Genomic DNA, 13,414 nt, shown 5'->3' with positions numbered 1-13,414 from the left:
AAAAAGCCGTCTGGAAAAGACATTTAGTTCTTCAGTGGCGTCAGCGCTGAATGGCTGTCGGCTGCGCCGCCATTCGCGAGCAGGCGCGCGCCCACAATTGGTATGCATCTCCCTGTGGGAGCGAGCTTGCTCGCGAAGAAGTCCGCACCGCCAACCCACATTTCGGATCAGACCTTGGCAAACCGACTCGCCAGCAAGAAACCAACAGTACACGCCACCGCCGTGGCAAACGTCCCCCACGCCCAATCCATCAACGACACCTGCGCCGACCACCCGCGCAACGTCGCCCAGTTAGTCAGGTCGTAAGTGCCATACGCCACCAGCCCCAACAGCGCGCCCCGCTTCGCCGCCCACTGCCAGGTCGCTGCCGGAATCACCACAAGCACCACACAACCCAAAACATACAGGCAATAAAAAACCGCTGCCGGAATCAGCAGCGGTTTTTCCAGCATCAGCGAACCGAGCAGTTCGCGATAGGTCGGCGCCATCAACAGGCCGAGCCAGATGCCGTCGAGCAGCAGAAACGTGACCAGCGTGGCAACATAAGCCATCAGCGTTCTTTTCATCACACCGTCCTCAATGTAGGAGCTGCCGCAGGCTGCGATCTGTTGACCTTTAAAATCAACAGATCGCAGCCTGCGGCAGCTCCTACATGGGGCCAGCGGTGTCTCAGGTTAGTTCAATGCGATCGGCATGGATGACGATCTTGCCTTCCTTGTACAGCGCACCGATAGCCTTCTTGAAGTTGCCTTTGCTGACACCGAACAGGCTGCTGATCGCCGCCGGATCGCTCTTGTCGCTGACCGGCAATGTGCCGCTGTTGTCGCGCAACTTTGCGAGGATCTTCGAGTTCAGGCTGCTGGCCGCTTCCTGGCCAACCGGTTGCAGGCTCAGGGCGATCTTGCCGTCGGCACGGACTTCCTTGATGTAACCCTTCTCGCTCATGCCGGCGCGCATGAACTTGAAGATTTCGTTCTTGTGAATCAAACCCCAATGTTTGTTGTTGATGATCGCCTTGAAGCCCATGTCGGTGGCTTCGGCAACCAGCAGATCAACTTCCTGACCCTGGCTGTAGTTCGCCGGGGTCTTGTCGAGGTAGCGATCCAGACGCGCAGTGGCGGTGATGCGGCGGGTGTGCTTGTCGAGGTAGACGTGCACCACGCAGTATTCGCCGGCGGTCATCTGGCGCTTTTCTTCGGAATACGGCAGCAACAGATCCTTCGGCAGCCCCCAATCGAGGAACACACCGATGCTGTTGACTTCAACGACTTTCAGACTGGCAAATTCGCCGACCTGAACTTTTGGTTTTTCCGTAGTGGCGAGAAGTTTGTCTTCGCTGTCCAGATAAACAAATACGTTGAGCCAATCTTCATCTTCGGTAGGAATATCTTTCGGGATATAACGATTAGGCAAAAGAATCTCGCCGTCAGCACCGCCGTCCAGATATAAACCGAAGTTAGTGTGTTTAACCACTTGCAAACTGTTGTAACGCCCGACTAAAGCCATTTCCAGAACCCTCATTGCGTGGGCGGCATTCTACCCGTTTTTGGCCTGGCCGTCGGGGGGCAGATGGGCTCAGCTGGAAAATCGGCGCAACGCCTTGATTTTCCTTGTTTGCGGCTGGGCTGAGGTGCCGCTCGTCAGGCAGGCTCGACCGCTGACGGGTGAACATTTCAATGCGCCCGCACATTAATCTTCTTATTTAAAACAGCAGGTTAGCCGGATATTTCGAATATTCAATCGAGATTAATGCAGCACAGTGCTGGGTTATTCCGGGGGATATTTAACAAGCAATTGTCAAGTTATTCCTGTACGATGCCTGGCCGAGTTACTTTTCTACAGGTTAATGGCCGCCATGCGTGTAAAAGCATCCACCAGCAAAGCAAAGCCAGCTCCAGCCGTTGAAACCAGCGAATCGATCAACGATCAGATCGCAGCGTTCCTCAAGTCTGGCGGCGAGATTCAGCAAATTGCCAAAGGCGTCAGTGGCCAGACATTCGGTCCATCCAAGCAGATCAGCCTGGGCAAGAAGTAACACCCGGTTTTACACCCGTCCAGAGGCGCTTTGAGCTTCGAAGCGCCTGGACTGGCACCGCGCAACACCCCCTCCGCTTTAAACAAAAATCCTGGTAAATCGACGAACGGCCATCAATGCCGAGTATTCGCCGGTATCCTTGCACGCGTCTAGATCAAGCGTTTCAGCAGGCCCGCTGCCCTGCCCTCGCTGTTCATGGAGTGACGCATGCGCAAATCTTCCTGTTTATCACTTGTAGGCCTGCTGGCTTGCACGACCGCGCACGCGCAAATTTTCCAGCGTGAACTGGGCGATTTCGATCTCAAGCTTGGCACCACCCCCACCCGCAGCATGGCCCAGGGTCTGGTCAAACCGGCGGCAGTCGGCTCGTTCCATGGCGGCCTCGACCTGAGCCACGACAGCGGCCTCTATGTCGGTCAATACGCACCGAGCATGGGTATCACGCCGGGCAAGAACCTCGAGATCGATTCCTACGTCGGCTTTAAACAGCCTTTCGATCAGACCCTCGGCTACGAAGTCGGGATGATCCACTACAGCTATCCCAAAGTAGATACCCTCGACAGCCAGGAGCTGTTCGGCGGTTTGACCCTGCTCGGCAGCCGTTTCGGCGTGGCCTTCAGCAACGACCCGGATAAACAGAACAACACCTTGTTTGCCGATCTTGGCGGCAACCAGCCATTCGGCATCGGCGTCAGCATGAAATACACCACCCACCAACTGAACACGCCGGTGGCCGTGGACGGTGGTTATGTCGGCAGCTTTACCGATTGGTCGGTGAAACTGTCCCGGCCATTCATGGGCGTCGATCTCGACCTGATCTACAGCAACTCCAGCCTTAGCGGCAGCGATTGTTCAGCCTATTCCGGGCACAACAGCCAGTGCGACGGCCTCGTCACCCTCAAGGCTGCGCGCGCGTTCTATTGATCGGCTGAACTGCCGGGTTCATTCTGCGTTCACATAGGAATCAGCCCCTCGAAGCCAGGCTCACGCAAGGATTCGCCCATGTCTCGCTGGTTCAAGCACATCGCTGCACTACTGATCTTCACCCTCGCCCTCGGCGCTTGCAGCCGCGTCGGCCTGGCCTATCGCAATCTCGACGTGATCATTCCATGGACGCTCGGCGATTACCTGGACATGAACGGCGAGCAGAAAGACTGGTTCAACGAACGCCTCAAGGACCATCTGAGCTGGCATTGCACCACGCAATTGCCGGGCTACCTGGACTGGCTTGATCGCCTGCAGACAATGGTCGAAACCAATCAGGTCACCGATGCCGCGCTGCAGGCCCGCACGGTGGAAGCCAAGCAGGCCATCGCCGAAACGGCGCGGGAGATCACCCCGTCCGCCGTCGAGCTGTTGCAAGGTCTGGACGACAAACAGGTGGCGGAAATGAATGACGCGTTTGCCAAGGATTTGCGCAAGCATCAGCAGGAATACCTGAAACCCCCGCTTGATCAACAGATTGCCGAGCGTGGCGCGCGCATGATCAAACGCCTGAACGACTGGCTCGGCCCCTTGAGCGCCACGCAAGAGCAGCGGGTCATGGCGTGGTCGACCGCCCTGGGCGATCAGTACACGCAATGGATCGCCAACCGCGCCCATTGGCAGAAGCAGTTCAGTGCGGCTGTAGCGCAACGCAAAAGTCCCGAATTCCCACAGAGAGTCGAGACCCTTCTGGTCAATCGCGAGAGCTTATGGACAGCGGATTACCGCAAGGCCTACGCCAACACCGAGGCGCAGGCACGATCTCTGGCGGTGGACCTGATGGCCGAAAGCACGCCGCAACAGCGGCAGCGGTTGTTGAAGAAAATCGAGGGGGTGCGTAAAGACTTCAACGACCTCAAGTGCCTCAAGGCCGCGCAAAAAACCTGAACATGCCCGAATCCCATTGTAGGAGTGAGCCTGCTCGCGATAGCGGACTTCCAGTGATATCAATGTTGACTGGGAAACCGCTATCGCGAGCAGGCTCACTCCTACAGGGGGGCGTGGGCTTAGGCGATCTGGGCTTTAGACGCCACCTCATCAAACGTCGCCTCGGCTAGCGCATCGTCCTGCTCATCCAGCACCTGGCGCGGATGATCATTACCGGGAATGCTGCTGTCGATCAGGCTCAGCAGGCTGGACCCGCGCGGCGTCAGTACAAAATTGTTTCCCGTGCTGCCCTCCTCATCCGGACGCGGTGCGATGTAGCCGCGCAGGAGCAGCAAACGCTCATAATCACAGGCCAGCGTCTTCAAGTGATCGAGGTTCTCGATCGGCTCGCCCGCACTGGCTTTCGCCGCCGCGTAGTCTTCGGCATAAGCCCGTGGAGCGAAACTGTGGCCGGCGCTGTTCTGCACTTCGTGCAGCAAGCGTTCAATCAAATCCCAGTTATAAGTCGTCATCCTGATACAACCTCCGGTGCGCGTGATGAATGGCGCGTTCATAGGTTGTGACCGGAGTGGCGCGCAGCCGTTCAGCCGCATCTCGCGCGGCGACCGACCGGCGGTCTGTCGATTTGCCCCAGCGTTAAACGACTAGTCTGAGGCAGCCGGTTTCAACCCGCAGGAGAAATCATCATGAACGTTGAGAATCATCCCGTGGTATCGCGCGAAGAATGGCTCACCGCCCGCAAACAGCACCTCGCCCACGAAAAAGCCTTCACCCGGGAACGCGACCGCCTCAGCGCCGAACGTCGCGCGTTGCCATGGGTAAAAGTCGACAAGGATTACCGTTTTCAAGGCCCGAACGGCGAACTGAAACTCGCCGATCTGTTCGGCAAACACAGCCAGTTGATCGTTTACCACTTCATGTTTGCCAAAGGCTGGGAGGAAGGCTGCCAGGGTTGCTCGTTTCTCAGCGACCACATTGATGGCGCCAACCAGCATCTGGCCCATCACGACATCGCTGTGGTTGCTGTTTCTCACGCGCCATTCAACGAGTTTCAGGCCTTCAAACAGCGCATGGGCTGGAAGTTCGACTGGGTGTCTTCAGAAGGCTGCGACTTCAACTATGACTTCGATGTATGCGCCCGTGCCGACGATGTCGCAGCAGGAAAGGCTACTTACAACTACGAAAAAACTGACAGCGCCGAGGAGGAAATGCCGGGCCTGAGCGTGTTTTACCGCAACGCGAATGGCGACATTTTCCACACGTACTCAACCTATGCCCGCGGTCTCGACATGCTGGTCGGCGCCTACAACTACCTCGACCTCACGCCCAAGGGCCGCAATGAAGACGAAATCATGGAGTGGGTGCGGCATCATGATCGGTATGAGCAGGGTGCCAAATCGAGCTGCTGCCACGAACAACGATAAGCACTGAACTTTTCCCGTGCTCAAGGCCTCAACCGGTTAACCCGCCTTAACCGGAACTGAGGCCTGCCCCGATGAAAACCCTGATCAAGCTCACCCTCGCTGCCACCCTGGTCTGCGCCCTGCCCGTCTGGGCCTGCACGCCAGAAGAAGCCACTGCCAAACGTGAACAACTGGCCAAGGAAGTCGCCAAGCTCACCGAGCAGAATCCGGCCAAGGCCAAAGAGATCAATGCCGAGTTGCAGAAAATGGATCTGGGTACGGCCAGCAAGGATTTGCCGGACAAGTGCCAGTTGATTGATCAGCGCTTGAAAGAACTGGATACCGCCGAGAAAAAAACCGAAAGCTGAAAGCAAAAGATCGCAGCCTGCGGCAGCTCCTACACCAAACCCTGTAGGAGCTGCCGCAGGCTGCGATCTTTTGACCTCAAAAATGCACAAATGCATTTATTTATTTGCACAAATGCATATTCGTGACTACGGTTACATCGAGCAAGGAGATCGGCAACCGCCATCGGAGATGGCAACCCTCAAGCGCCGATCGCTCGGCAACACCCCCACAAGCGGGACGCTTGTTTTCATTCATGGAGGATTGAAAAAATGTTAACCACAGAAGCAACACGATTCACCGGCGAATCACTGCCAAGGTGCCTGGCCGGCCATCTGCTTGACCCGCAACTCGCCGAAGTCGAAACCGCTGAACAGATCAGCGCCTTCGCCGCTGGCAGCCTCAACTTCAACATGCAGAAACAGACCCAGACCAACTGGTGCTGGGCGGCCGTTTCCGCCTCGGTCGGCAATTATTACGGCACCGGCAACTGGACTCAGTGCGGCGTGGCCAGCACCCAACTCGATCGCAACTGCTGCAATCAGCCGGGGCCGTGCAACGTTTACGGCTATCTGGATTCGGCGCTGCAAACCACCCGCAGCTACAACGGCATGAATCAGGGTTCGCTACAGATGTCGGCCATTCAGAACCAGATCAGCATGGGCCGCCCGGTCGGCTTGCGTTGCGCCTGGTACGGCGGCGGTGCGCACTTCCTGACGATCTACGGCACCAACGGCGATTACGTGCTGGTCGCAGACTCGATCTACGGCTATTCGACCCGTGCGCTGAATGCCTTTCCCCGCGCCTACAACGGCGGCGGCAACTGGACTCATACCTACTTCACCGTCAAAAACTAGGAGGGCGACATCATGCAACTGACTTATCCAAAGGCGCCTTCCAACGGCGTACAGACTCTGCGTCCGGCGCTGCAAGCCGCTTTGCAAACCCAAGGCTTTGGCGCTAATAGCCAATTCGCCAACGCAGCACCTGCGAAGATCAGCCTCAGTGAGGCCTACCGTGGCTACTCGCTCAGTCTGGATGACCTGAGCCACGGCAAAGGCCTGAAAGAGGCCCGCCTCGGCGACTGGCATTACCTGGTGTTTGCCGACGGCGTGACAATTGCCGATGCGCAATTGGCTGAGGTACGCGGTCACGTCGAGTTCGCCTCGTTGAACCACGGCGATCACGCCGCCGCGACAATCGCTGCGCTGAAGCTGGCAGAGCAAGCACCGTCACTACAGGGCAAATCCCTTGAGTTGCGCGTGCTGTTTGTCTCGGCACTGCACGTTGTGGCGATCTGGCTGCATGCCGGCGGTGAAGATGTGCTGATCCCGATCAAGCCGACGCCCAAGGCATTGGCGGTTACCGGGTTGTACAGCGAAGCAGCCCTGCTCGCCGCATTGAAACCGGCGGCGGATCAGGCCAAGCGGCGCTTTGACGCCGACACCAGTGGCCAGCTCGGCAACTGATGGACGAAAAAAAACCCGGACACTGTCCGGGTTTTTTATGCACGCCTGAAAAGCTTACTCAGCCGCAGGCTCTGCCGGCTTGCGGCGCTTGAGCGGGGCCATGCCATCGCTGCTGACCAACGAGTCCGGCTTCGGACGGTTGGCGCTCTTGCGCTTGGTCGGCGTCTTGGCAGCGGTTTTCTTCTTGTCGCCTTTGGCGTCAGTCTTTTTCTTCTTCACGCCAACAGCTTTGCCCGAAGCCTTGACCTTTTTCGGTCCGCCGTAGGTGCCTTTGACTTCCTTGATGGTGCGGCGCTCGAAGCTCTGCTTCAGGTAGCGCTCGATGCTCGACATCAGGTTCCAGTCGCCGTGGCAGATCAGCGAGATCGCCAGACCGTCGTTACCGGCACGGCCGGTACGACCGATGCGGTGCACGTATTCGTCGCCGCTGCGTGGCATGTCGAAGTTGATCACCAGATCCAGACCATCTACGTCCAGACCACGAGCCGCGACGTCGGTCGCGACCAGAATCTTCACGCCGCCCTGCTTCAGACGGTCGATCGCCAGTTTGCGATCCTTTTGGTCTTTCTCACCGTGCAGCACGAACGCTTTGTATTCCTGAGCCACAAGGCGGCCGTAGATACGGTCGGCCATGGCGCGGGTGTTGGTGAAGACGATGGCCTTCTGGTAGGTCTCGTTGGCCAGCAGCCAGTTCACAATCTGCTCTTTGTGCTGATTGTGGTCGGCAGTGATGATTTGCTGACGGGTGGTCGAGTTCAGCTGGCTGACGGCGTTGAGCTGCAAGTGCTCAGGGTTGTTCAGCACCTTGCCGATCATGTCGCGCAGGCCGGAACCACCGGTGGTGGCCGAGAACAGCATGGTCTGCTGACGGTTCGGGCATTCGTCGACCAGACGCTGGACGTCTTCGGCAAAACCCATGTCGAGCATGCGGTCGGCTTCGTCGAGTACCAGTACTTCGACTTCTTTGAGGTCGAGGTTGCCGGCGTTGAGTTGCTCGATCATCCGGCCCGGGGTGCCGATGAGGATGTCCGGCACTTTGCGCAGCATCGCGGCCTGGACCTTGAAGTCTTCACCGCCGGTGATCAGGCCGGACTTGATGAAAGTGAACTGCGAAAAGCGCTCGACTTCCTTCAACGTCTGCTGGGCCAGCTCGCGGGTCGGCAGCAGAATCAGCGTCTTGATGCTGACGCGAACCTTGGCCGGGCCGATCAGGCGATTGAGGATTGGCAGAACGAAAGCGGCGGTTTTGCCGCTACCGGTTTGCGCCGTCACCCGCAGATCACGCCCTTGGAGCGCCAGCGGGATGGCCGCGGCTTGCACAGGCGTTGGCTCGACAAATTTCAGCTCGGCCACAGCTTTAAGCAGGCGTTCGTGCAGGGCGAATTGGGAAAACACGGGTGCTACCTCGAAGATATGCAAAAAAACAGCTGCATAGGTTACCGGTTTCGAGCGCTCAGGCCGAGTTTCTTTGTGCAAACGGACGTAATCAGTGGCTTTTTTGTTGCTCGATTTGTCTCTTACGGTAATACACAGCGGCTTAAATGCTCTAATCGCCCATCGCGTCTTACAGAAGAATCGTTGCTCATATGGATTTCAAACAGCTCTGGCTCAACGCCCAGGACCTCTGGGGCACCCTCGAACAGCATCCGTTTTTGCAAGCCGGCCTCGCCCTGACGGTGTTGCTGGTGTTCGCGCTGATACTCGGACGAGTGGCACGTTATCTGATCCTGCACGCCAGCCGCATGCTCGGCCGCCAGCCGGCGCTGCACTGGATCAATGACTTTCGCCACAACAAGGTGTTTCAGCGCCTGGCGCAGATGACGCCGTCGCTGGTCATTCAGTTCGGCCTGCACCTGGTACCGGAACTGAGCAAGACCGCCATGACCTTCCTTGGCAATGTGGCGCTGTCGTTCACCATTCTGTTCCTGCTGCTGGCGGTCAGCGCCCTGCTCAACGCCCTGCTCGACATCTATGCACGTACCGAACACGCCCGTACGCGTTCGATCAAAGGCTACGTGCAGCTGGCGAAAATGGTTTTGTACGTGTTCGGCGCGATCATCATCGTCGCCACACTGATCGACCGCTCGCCGCTGTTGTTGCTGTCCGGTCTGGGTGCGATGTCGGCGGTGATTCTGTTGGTCTACAAGGACACCCTGCTGTCATTCGTTGCCAGCGTGCAGTTGACCAGCAACGACATGTTGCGGGTCGGCGACTGGATCGAGATGCCGCAAGTCGGCGCCGATGGCGACGTGGTCGACATCACCCTGCACACGGTCAAGGTGCAGAATTTCGACAAGACCATCGTCTCGATCCCGACCTGGCGACTGATGTCCGAGTCGTTCAAGAACTGGCGCGGCATGCAGCAATCGGGCGGGCGCCGGATCAAGCGCAGCCTGTTCATCGACGCCAGCGGCGTGCGCTTCATCCGTGACGACGAAGAAGAAAAGCTCTCCCAGGTGCACCTGCTGACCGACTACATGAGCCGCAAGAAAGCCGAACTCAAGGCGTGGAACGAAGCCCAGGGCAATGTTGCGGCAATGTCAGCCAACCGCCGGCGCATGACCAATATCGGCACCTTCCGCGCCTATGCGCTGGCGTATCTGAAGAGTCATCCGGAGATTCAGCCGAACATGACCTGCATGGTCCGCCAGATGCAGACCACGGCGCAGGGCATTCCGCTGGAGATTTACTGCTTCACCCGCACTACGGCGTGGGCCGATTACGAGCGGATTCAGGGGGATATTTTTGATTATCTGCTGGCGGTGTTGCCGGAGTTTGGGCTGAGTCTTTATCAGCAGCCGAGTGGTGGGGATTTGCGTTCGGGGTTATTGCCGGCGGTGCTCGGCGCGGCCAGCATTCCGGAGCCGCAGAAACATCTCCTGTAACCCACAATCCCGTGCAGGAGCTGCCGCAGGCTGCGATCTTTTTGACTTTAAAGATCAAAACATCGCAGCCTGCGGCAGCTCCTACAAGGGTTATACGGTGCGTCTGATACCCAGTCGGCTGATCCACACCGCCATCAAAATCACACTCCCGCCAAGGAACAACCGCCCCAGTTCCTCATGCTGATTCCAGATCAGCAAATTCAGCAGCAAACCCACCGGCACATGCAGATTGTTCATCACCGCCAGCGTGCCGCCGTTGACCATGCACGCGCCCTTGTTCCACCAATACATGCCCAGCGCGGTCGAGACCAGGCCAAGGAACAGCAACACGCCCCACTGCAGCGGCGCTTCCGGAAGGAAGTTGGCTTTGCCGAACATCAGGAATGCTGGCAGCACCACCGCCAGCGCGCCGAGATAGAAGAAGCCGAAACGCCGGTAATGCGGCAGATCGCTCGGATGTTTCGCCACCAGATGCTTGTACATCACCTGGCCGGCGGCGTAGGTGAAGTTGGCCAGTTGCAGCAGCAGGAAGCCCATGAAGAAGTCCGGGTTGATGCTGTCGAAACGAATCACCGCCGCCCCGCCCACCGCCACCAGCGCGGCGATCAGCGCCCAGGGGTTGAAGCGCCGGTTCAGTGCGTCTTCGATCAGGGTCACATGCAGCGGTGTGAGGATGGTGAACAGCAACACTTCCGGCACCGTCAGCACGCGGAAACTCAGGTACAGGCAGACGTAGGTCACCCCGAACTGCAACGCGCCGATCAGCAGCATGCCGCGCATGAACGAAGGTTCCACCGAGCGCCAGCGGGTCAGTGGAATGAACACCAGCCCGGCCAGCACCACACGCACCAGCACCGCGAAGTAACTGTCGACGTGACCGGCCAGGTATTCGCCGATCAGACTGAAGGAAAACGCCTGGATCAGCGTGACAAAAAGTAGATAGCCCATGCTCGCCTCGAAATCGAATGGCGGCGACGATAGCGGGTTTTACATCCTGCAACCAACACAAATCCCCTGTAGGAGCTGCCGCAGGCTGCGATCTTTTGATCTTGTTTTTTACAATCAAAAGATCGCAGCCTGCGGCAGCTCCTACAAAGGGTTATGTGTGAGCTACAGAATTTCCGGGCAAAAAAAAGCCCGATCTCGCTAATGCGTTCAATCGGGCTACAGCACTCAGGAGCAACAAGTGCAAAGGGAGGTTCGATGCGCGTAGAGCCTTGAAGGGGTTGCGCCAGGTCACTTAAACAATCGGCGATTATCTGGCGATTAACATATCAAGCGACCTGGGACAGCTTGGCGTTGGCCTGATTCAGGCCCTTCTCCTGGAAGTCGCCACCGAGGTTCATGCCTTCGGCGTGAATGAACGTCACGTCGTTGATGCCGATGAAGCCCATGACCTGACGCAGGTAGGGTTCCTGATGATCCGCCGGGCCGCCGGCGTAGATGCCGCCGCGAGCGGTCAGTACGTAAGCCCGTTTGCCGCTGAGCAGGCCTTGCGGGCCGGTTTCGGTGTACTTGAAGGTCACGCCGGCACGCAGCACGTGGTCGAGCCAGGCCTTGAGGGTGCTCGGAATGGCGAAGTTGTACATCGGCGCGGCCATGACCAGCACGTCGGCGGCGAGCAGTTCATCGGTCAATTCGTTGGAGCGGTCCAGCGACGATTGCTCGTTGGCGTTGCGCTGCTCGGCAGGCTTCATCCAGCCACCCAGCAGATTGCTGTCCAGGTGTGGCACCGGATTCACGGCGAGGTCACGCACGGTGATCTGATCGGCCGGGTGCGCCGCTTTCCACTGACTGATAAAGGTCTGGGTCAGTTGACGGGAAACCGAGTCTTGCTGGCGGGCGCTGCTTTCGATGATCAGAACGCGGGACATGGTGTGTAGCCTCCATCCGAGAATGTTGTAGGTCGATGGAGTGAAGGTTAAACAGAGTTGAATCGATGAAAAAGCGCAAATAATTGCTGCAAAGCATCGAATAATTCGTTTAGATGCACCTCATACCCTGTGGGAGCGAGCCTGCTCGCGAAGGCGGTGTGTCAGTCAAGGAATGTGTTTACTGACACACCGCCTTCGCGAGCAGGCTCGCTCCCACAGGTAAATACGGTTTTATTTCGGGGTGCAAGTCAGTTTGATCCGCAGCTTGATGATCTCGCGGGTGAACTTGGCTGTGGCGTTTTTATGTTTGCCGGCCGGTACATCGATCGTGCGGGTGCGCGGTGCTTCCGGGCCATTGCTGAACACCGCTTTGCAGGATGCATCGACATCACCGTAGTTCGCCACCCGAATCGAGCCGATGTCGTTATCGGTGTCGAAGGTCTCGTAATCGATCTTCATGCCGTTGAGATCTTTCTGCACATCGATCGGGTACGCAAAAGCAGTCAGCGGCAGCAGCGCCAGCACCACACAACAGAATTTTTTCATTCGGCAGTCTCCATGAGGGACGGCCAGCTTAGGACAAGAGGAGCTATTGATGAAAGCGCCCCGCGTGACCCTGGATCAATGGCGAACATTGCAGGCGGTGGTCGACCACGGCGGATTCGCCCAGGCGGCGGAGGCCCTGCACCGTTCGCAATCGTCGGTCAGTTACACTGTCGCCCGTATGCAGGACCAGCTCGGCGTGCCGTTGCTGCGCATCGACGGGCGTAAAGCGGTGCTCACCGAAGCCGGCGGCGTATTGCTGCGCCGCTCGCGGCAACTGGTGAAACAGGCCAGTCAGCTGGAAGACCTGGCTCATCACATGGAGCAAGGGTGGGAAGCCGAAGTGCGGCTGGTGGTCGATGCGGCCTACCCGAGCGCACGCATCGTCCGCGCACTGACCGCGTTCATGCCGCAGAGTCGCGGCTGTCGCGTGCGTCTGCGGGAGGAAGTGTTGTCGGGTGTCGAGGAAGTGCTGCTTGAAGGCGTGGCCGATCTGGCCATCACTGGCCTGAGCATTCCCGGTTACCTCGGTGCGGAATTGAGCGATGTCGAGTTCGTCGCCGTCGCCCATCCCGATCACCCGCTGCATCGGCTCAATCGCGAGCTGAGCTTTCAGGATCTGGAAACCCAGATGCAGGTGGTGATTCGCGACTCCGGCCGCCAGCAACCCCGGGACGTCGGCTGGCTCGGCGCCGAGCAGCGCTGGACGGTTGGCAGCCTTGCCACGGCGGCTACGTTCGTCAGCAGCGGACTCGGTTTTGCCTGGCTGCCCCGGCATATGATCGAGCGCGAACTGAAAGATGGCTCGCTCAAGCTGCTACCGTTGGACAGGGGCGGCAACCGCAACTCCAGCTTCTATCTTTATTCGAACAAGGACAAACCCCTGGGCCCGGCCACGCAAATCCTGATCGAACTGCTGCGTACCTTCGACACCTTGCCGCTGGACGCACCGTTCGCCGCCCCTGAACAAGCCTGACACGGAGTTCAC

General features: G+C 58.3%; 16 protein-coding genes. 9 read left to right on the top strand and 7 right to left on the bottom strand.

The window, feature by feature from the left end; genetic code table 11:
- Nucleotides 1–167 precede the first annotated feature (167 nt).
- Both P3G59_RS07855 and P3G59_RS07850 read right to left on the bottom strand, forming a co-directional pair.
- Complete coding sequence (locus P3G59_RS07855) at nt 168–566, bottom strand: DUF2177 family protein (RefSeq protein WP_277761119.1); 399 nt, start codon at nt 564–566, stop codon at nt 168–170.
- A gap of 103 nt (nt 567–669) precedes the next feature.
- On the bottom strand, nt 670–1,506 hold the full coding sequence (locus tag P3G59_RS07850) for a S1-like domain-containing RNA-binding protein (protein ID WP_277761118.1): 837 nt from the start codon (nt 1,504–1,506) through the stop codon (nt 670–672).
- 340 nt (nt 1,507–1,846) lie between these two features.
- Between P3G59_RS07850 and P3G59_RS07845 the strand changes: the two genes are divergently transcribed.
- The 3 genes from P3G59_RS07845 (at nt 1,847) to P3G59_RS07835 (ending at nt 3,907) form a co-directional block, all read left to right on the top strand.
- Nucleotides 1,847–2,035: a hypothetical protein gene (locus P3G59_RS07845; RefSeq protein ID WP_016985943.1), complete on the top strand. Its 189-nt coding sequence runs from the start codon at nt 1,847–1,849 to the stop codon at nt 2,033–2,035.
- Nucleotides 2,036–2,242: 207 nt separating this feature from the next.
- Entirely contained in the window at nt 2,243–2,959 is a 717-nt protein-coding gene (locus tag P3G59_RS07840) for a TorF family putative porin (RefSeq protein WP_277761117.1), read from the top strand.
- A 78-nt stretch (nt 2,960–3,037) separates the two neighbouring features.
- Nucleotides 3,038–3,907, top strand: coding sequence for a DUF6279 family lipoprotein (locus P3G59_RS07835; protein ID WP_277761116.1), 870 nt, complete (start codon nt 3,038–3,040; stop codon nt 3,905–3,907).
- A gap of 119 nt (nt 3,908–4,026) precedes the next feature.
- Here the strand turns inward: P3G59_RS07835 and P3G59_RS07830 are convergent, their stop codons facing one another.
- Entirely contained in the window at nt 4,027–4,419 is a 393-nt protein-coding gene (locus P3G59_RS07830) for a transcriptional regulator (protein ID WP_122600178.1), read from the bottom strand.
- A gap of 174 nt (nt 4,420–4,593) precedes the next feature.
- On the opposite strand from P3G59_RS07830, the gene P3G59_RS07825 reads away from it, so the two are divergent.
- From P3G59_RS07825 to P3G59_RS07810, 4 genes are all read left to right on the top strand, one after another.
- Nucleotides 4,594–5,331 carry a thioredoxin family protein gene (locus P3G59_RS07825; RefSeq protein WP_277761115.1) on the top strand — a complete coding sequence of 246 codons (738 nt, stop codon included), beginning with the start codon at nt 4,594–4,596 and terminating at the stop codon, nt 5,329–5,331.
- Between the two features lie 71 nt (nt 5,332–5,402).
- Nucleotides 5,403–5,678, top strand: coding sequence for a hypothetical protein (locus P3G59_RS07820; protein ID WP_277761114.1), 276 nt, complete (start codon nt 5,403–5,405; stop codon nt 5,676–5,678).
- Between the two features lie 249 nt (nt 5,679–5,927).
- Nucleotides 5,928–6,512 (top strand): papain-like cysteine protease family protein, encoded by a 585-nt coding sequence (locus P3G59_RS07815; RefSeq protein ID WP_277761113.1) that lies wholly within the window; start codon nt 5,928–5,930, stop codon nt 6,510–6,512.
- 12 nt (nt 6,513–6,524) lie between these two features.
- Entirely contained in the window at nt 6,525–7,124 is a 600-nt protein-coding gene (locus P3G59_RS07810; RefSeq protein WP_277761112.1) for a hypothetical protein, read from the top strand.
- Between the two features lie 54 nt (nt 7,125–7,178).
- Here the strand turns inward: P3G59_RS07810 and P3G59_RS07805 are convergent, their stop codons facing one another.
- A complete protein-coding gene (locus P3G59_RS07805) occupies nt 7,179–8,519 on the bottom strand; it encodes a DEAD/DEAH box helicase (RefSeq protein WP_007914470.1) in 1,341 nt (446 codons plus the stop codon).
- A 191-nt stretch (nt 8,520–8,710) separates the two neighbouring features.
- Between P3G59_RS07805 and P3G59_RS07800 the strand changes: the two genes are divergently transcribed.
- A complete protein-coding gene (locus P3G59_RS07800; protein ID WP_277761111.1) occupies nt 8,711–10,009 on the top strand; it encodes a mechanosensitive ion channel family protein in 1,299 nt (432 codons plus the stop codon).
- A 90-nt stretch (nt 10,010–10,099) separates the two neighbouring features.
- Here the strand turns inward: P3G59_RS07800 and P3G59_RS07795 are convergent, their stop codons facing one another.
- The 3 genes from P3G59_RS07795 to P3G59_RS07785 form a co-directional block, all read right to left on the bottom strand.
- On the bottom strand, nt 10,100–10,957 hold the full coding sequence (locus tag P3G59_RS07795; RefSeq protein ID WP_277761110.1) for a carboxylate/amino acid/amine transporter: 858 nt from the start codon (nt 10,955–10,957) through the stop codon (nt 10,100–10,102).
- A gap of 326 nt (nt 10,958–11,283) precedes the next feature.
- Nucleotides 11,284–11,883 carry an FMN-dependent NADH-azoreductase gene (locus tag P3G59_RS07790; RefSeq protein ID WP_242204455.1) on the bottom strand — a complete coding sequence of 200 codons (600 nt, stop codon included), beginning with the start codon at nt 11,881–11,883 and terminating at the stop codon, nt 11,284–11,286.
- Between the two features lie 231 nt (nt 11,884–12,114).
- Nucleotides 12,115–12,429 carry a 3-phosphoglycerate kinase gene (locus tag P3G59_RS07785; protein ID WP_277761109.1) on the bottom strand — a complete coding sequence of 105 codons (315 nt, stop codon included), beginning with the start codon at nt 12,427–12,429 and terminating at the stop codon, nt 12,115–12,117.
- A gap of 49 nt (nt 12,430–12,478) precedes the next feature.
- Between P3G59_RS07785 and P3G59_RS07780 the strand changes: the two genes are divergently transcribed.
- Nucleotides 12,479–13,402 carry a LysR family transcriptional regulator gene (locus P3G59_RS07780; protein WP_007914443.1) on the top strand — a complete coding sequence of 308 codons (924 nt, stop codon included), beginning with the start codon at nt 12,479–12,481 and terminating at the stop codon, nt 13,400–13,402.
- Nucleotides 13,403–13,414: the final 12 nt, after the last annotated feature.

The organism is Pseudomonas sp. A34-9 (assembly GCF_029543085.1).
GTDB lineage: Bacteria > Pseudomonadota > Gammaproteobacteria > Pseudomonadales > Pseudomonadaceae > Aquipseudomonas.
The sequence above is the reverse complement of the archived record's forward strand: the minus strand, read 5'-3'. Positions and strand labels throughout refer to the sequence as shown.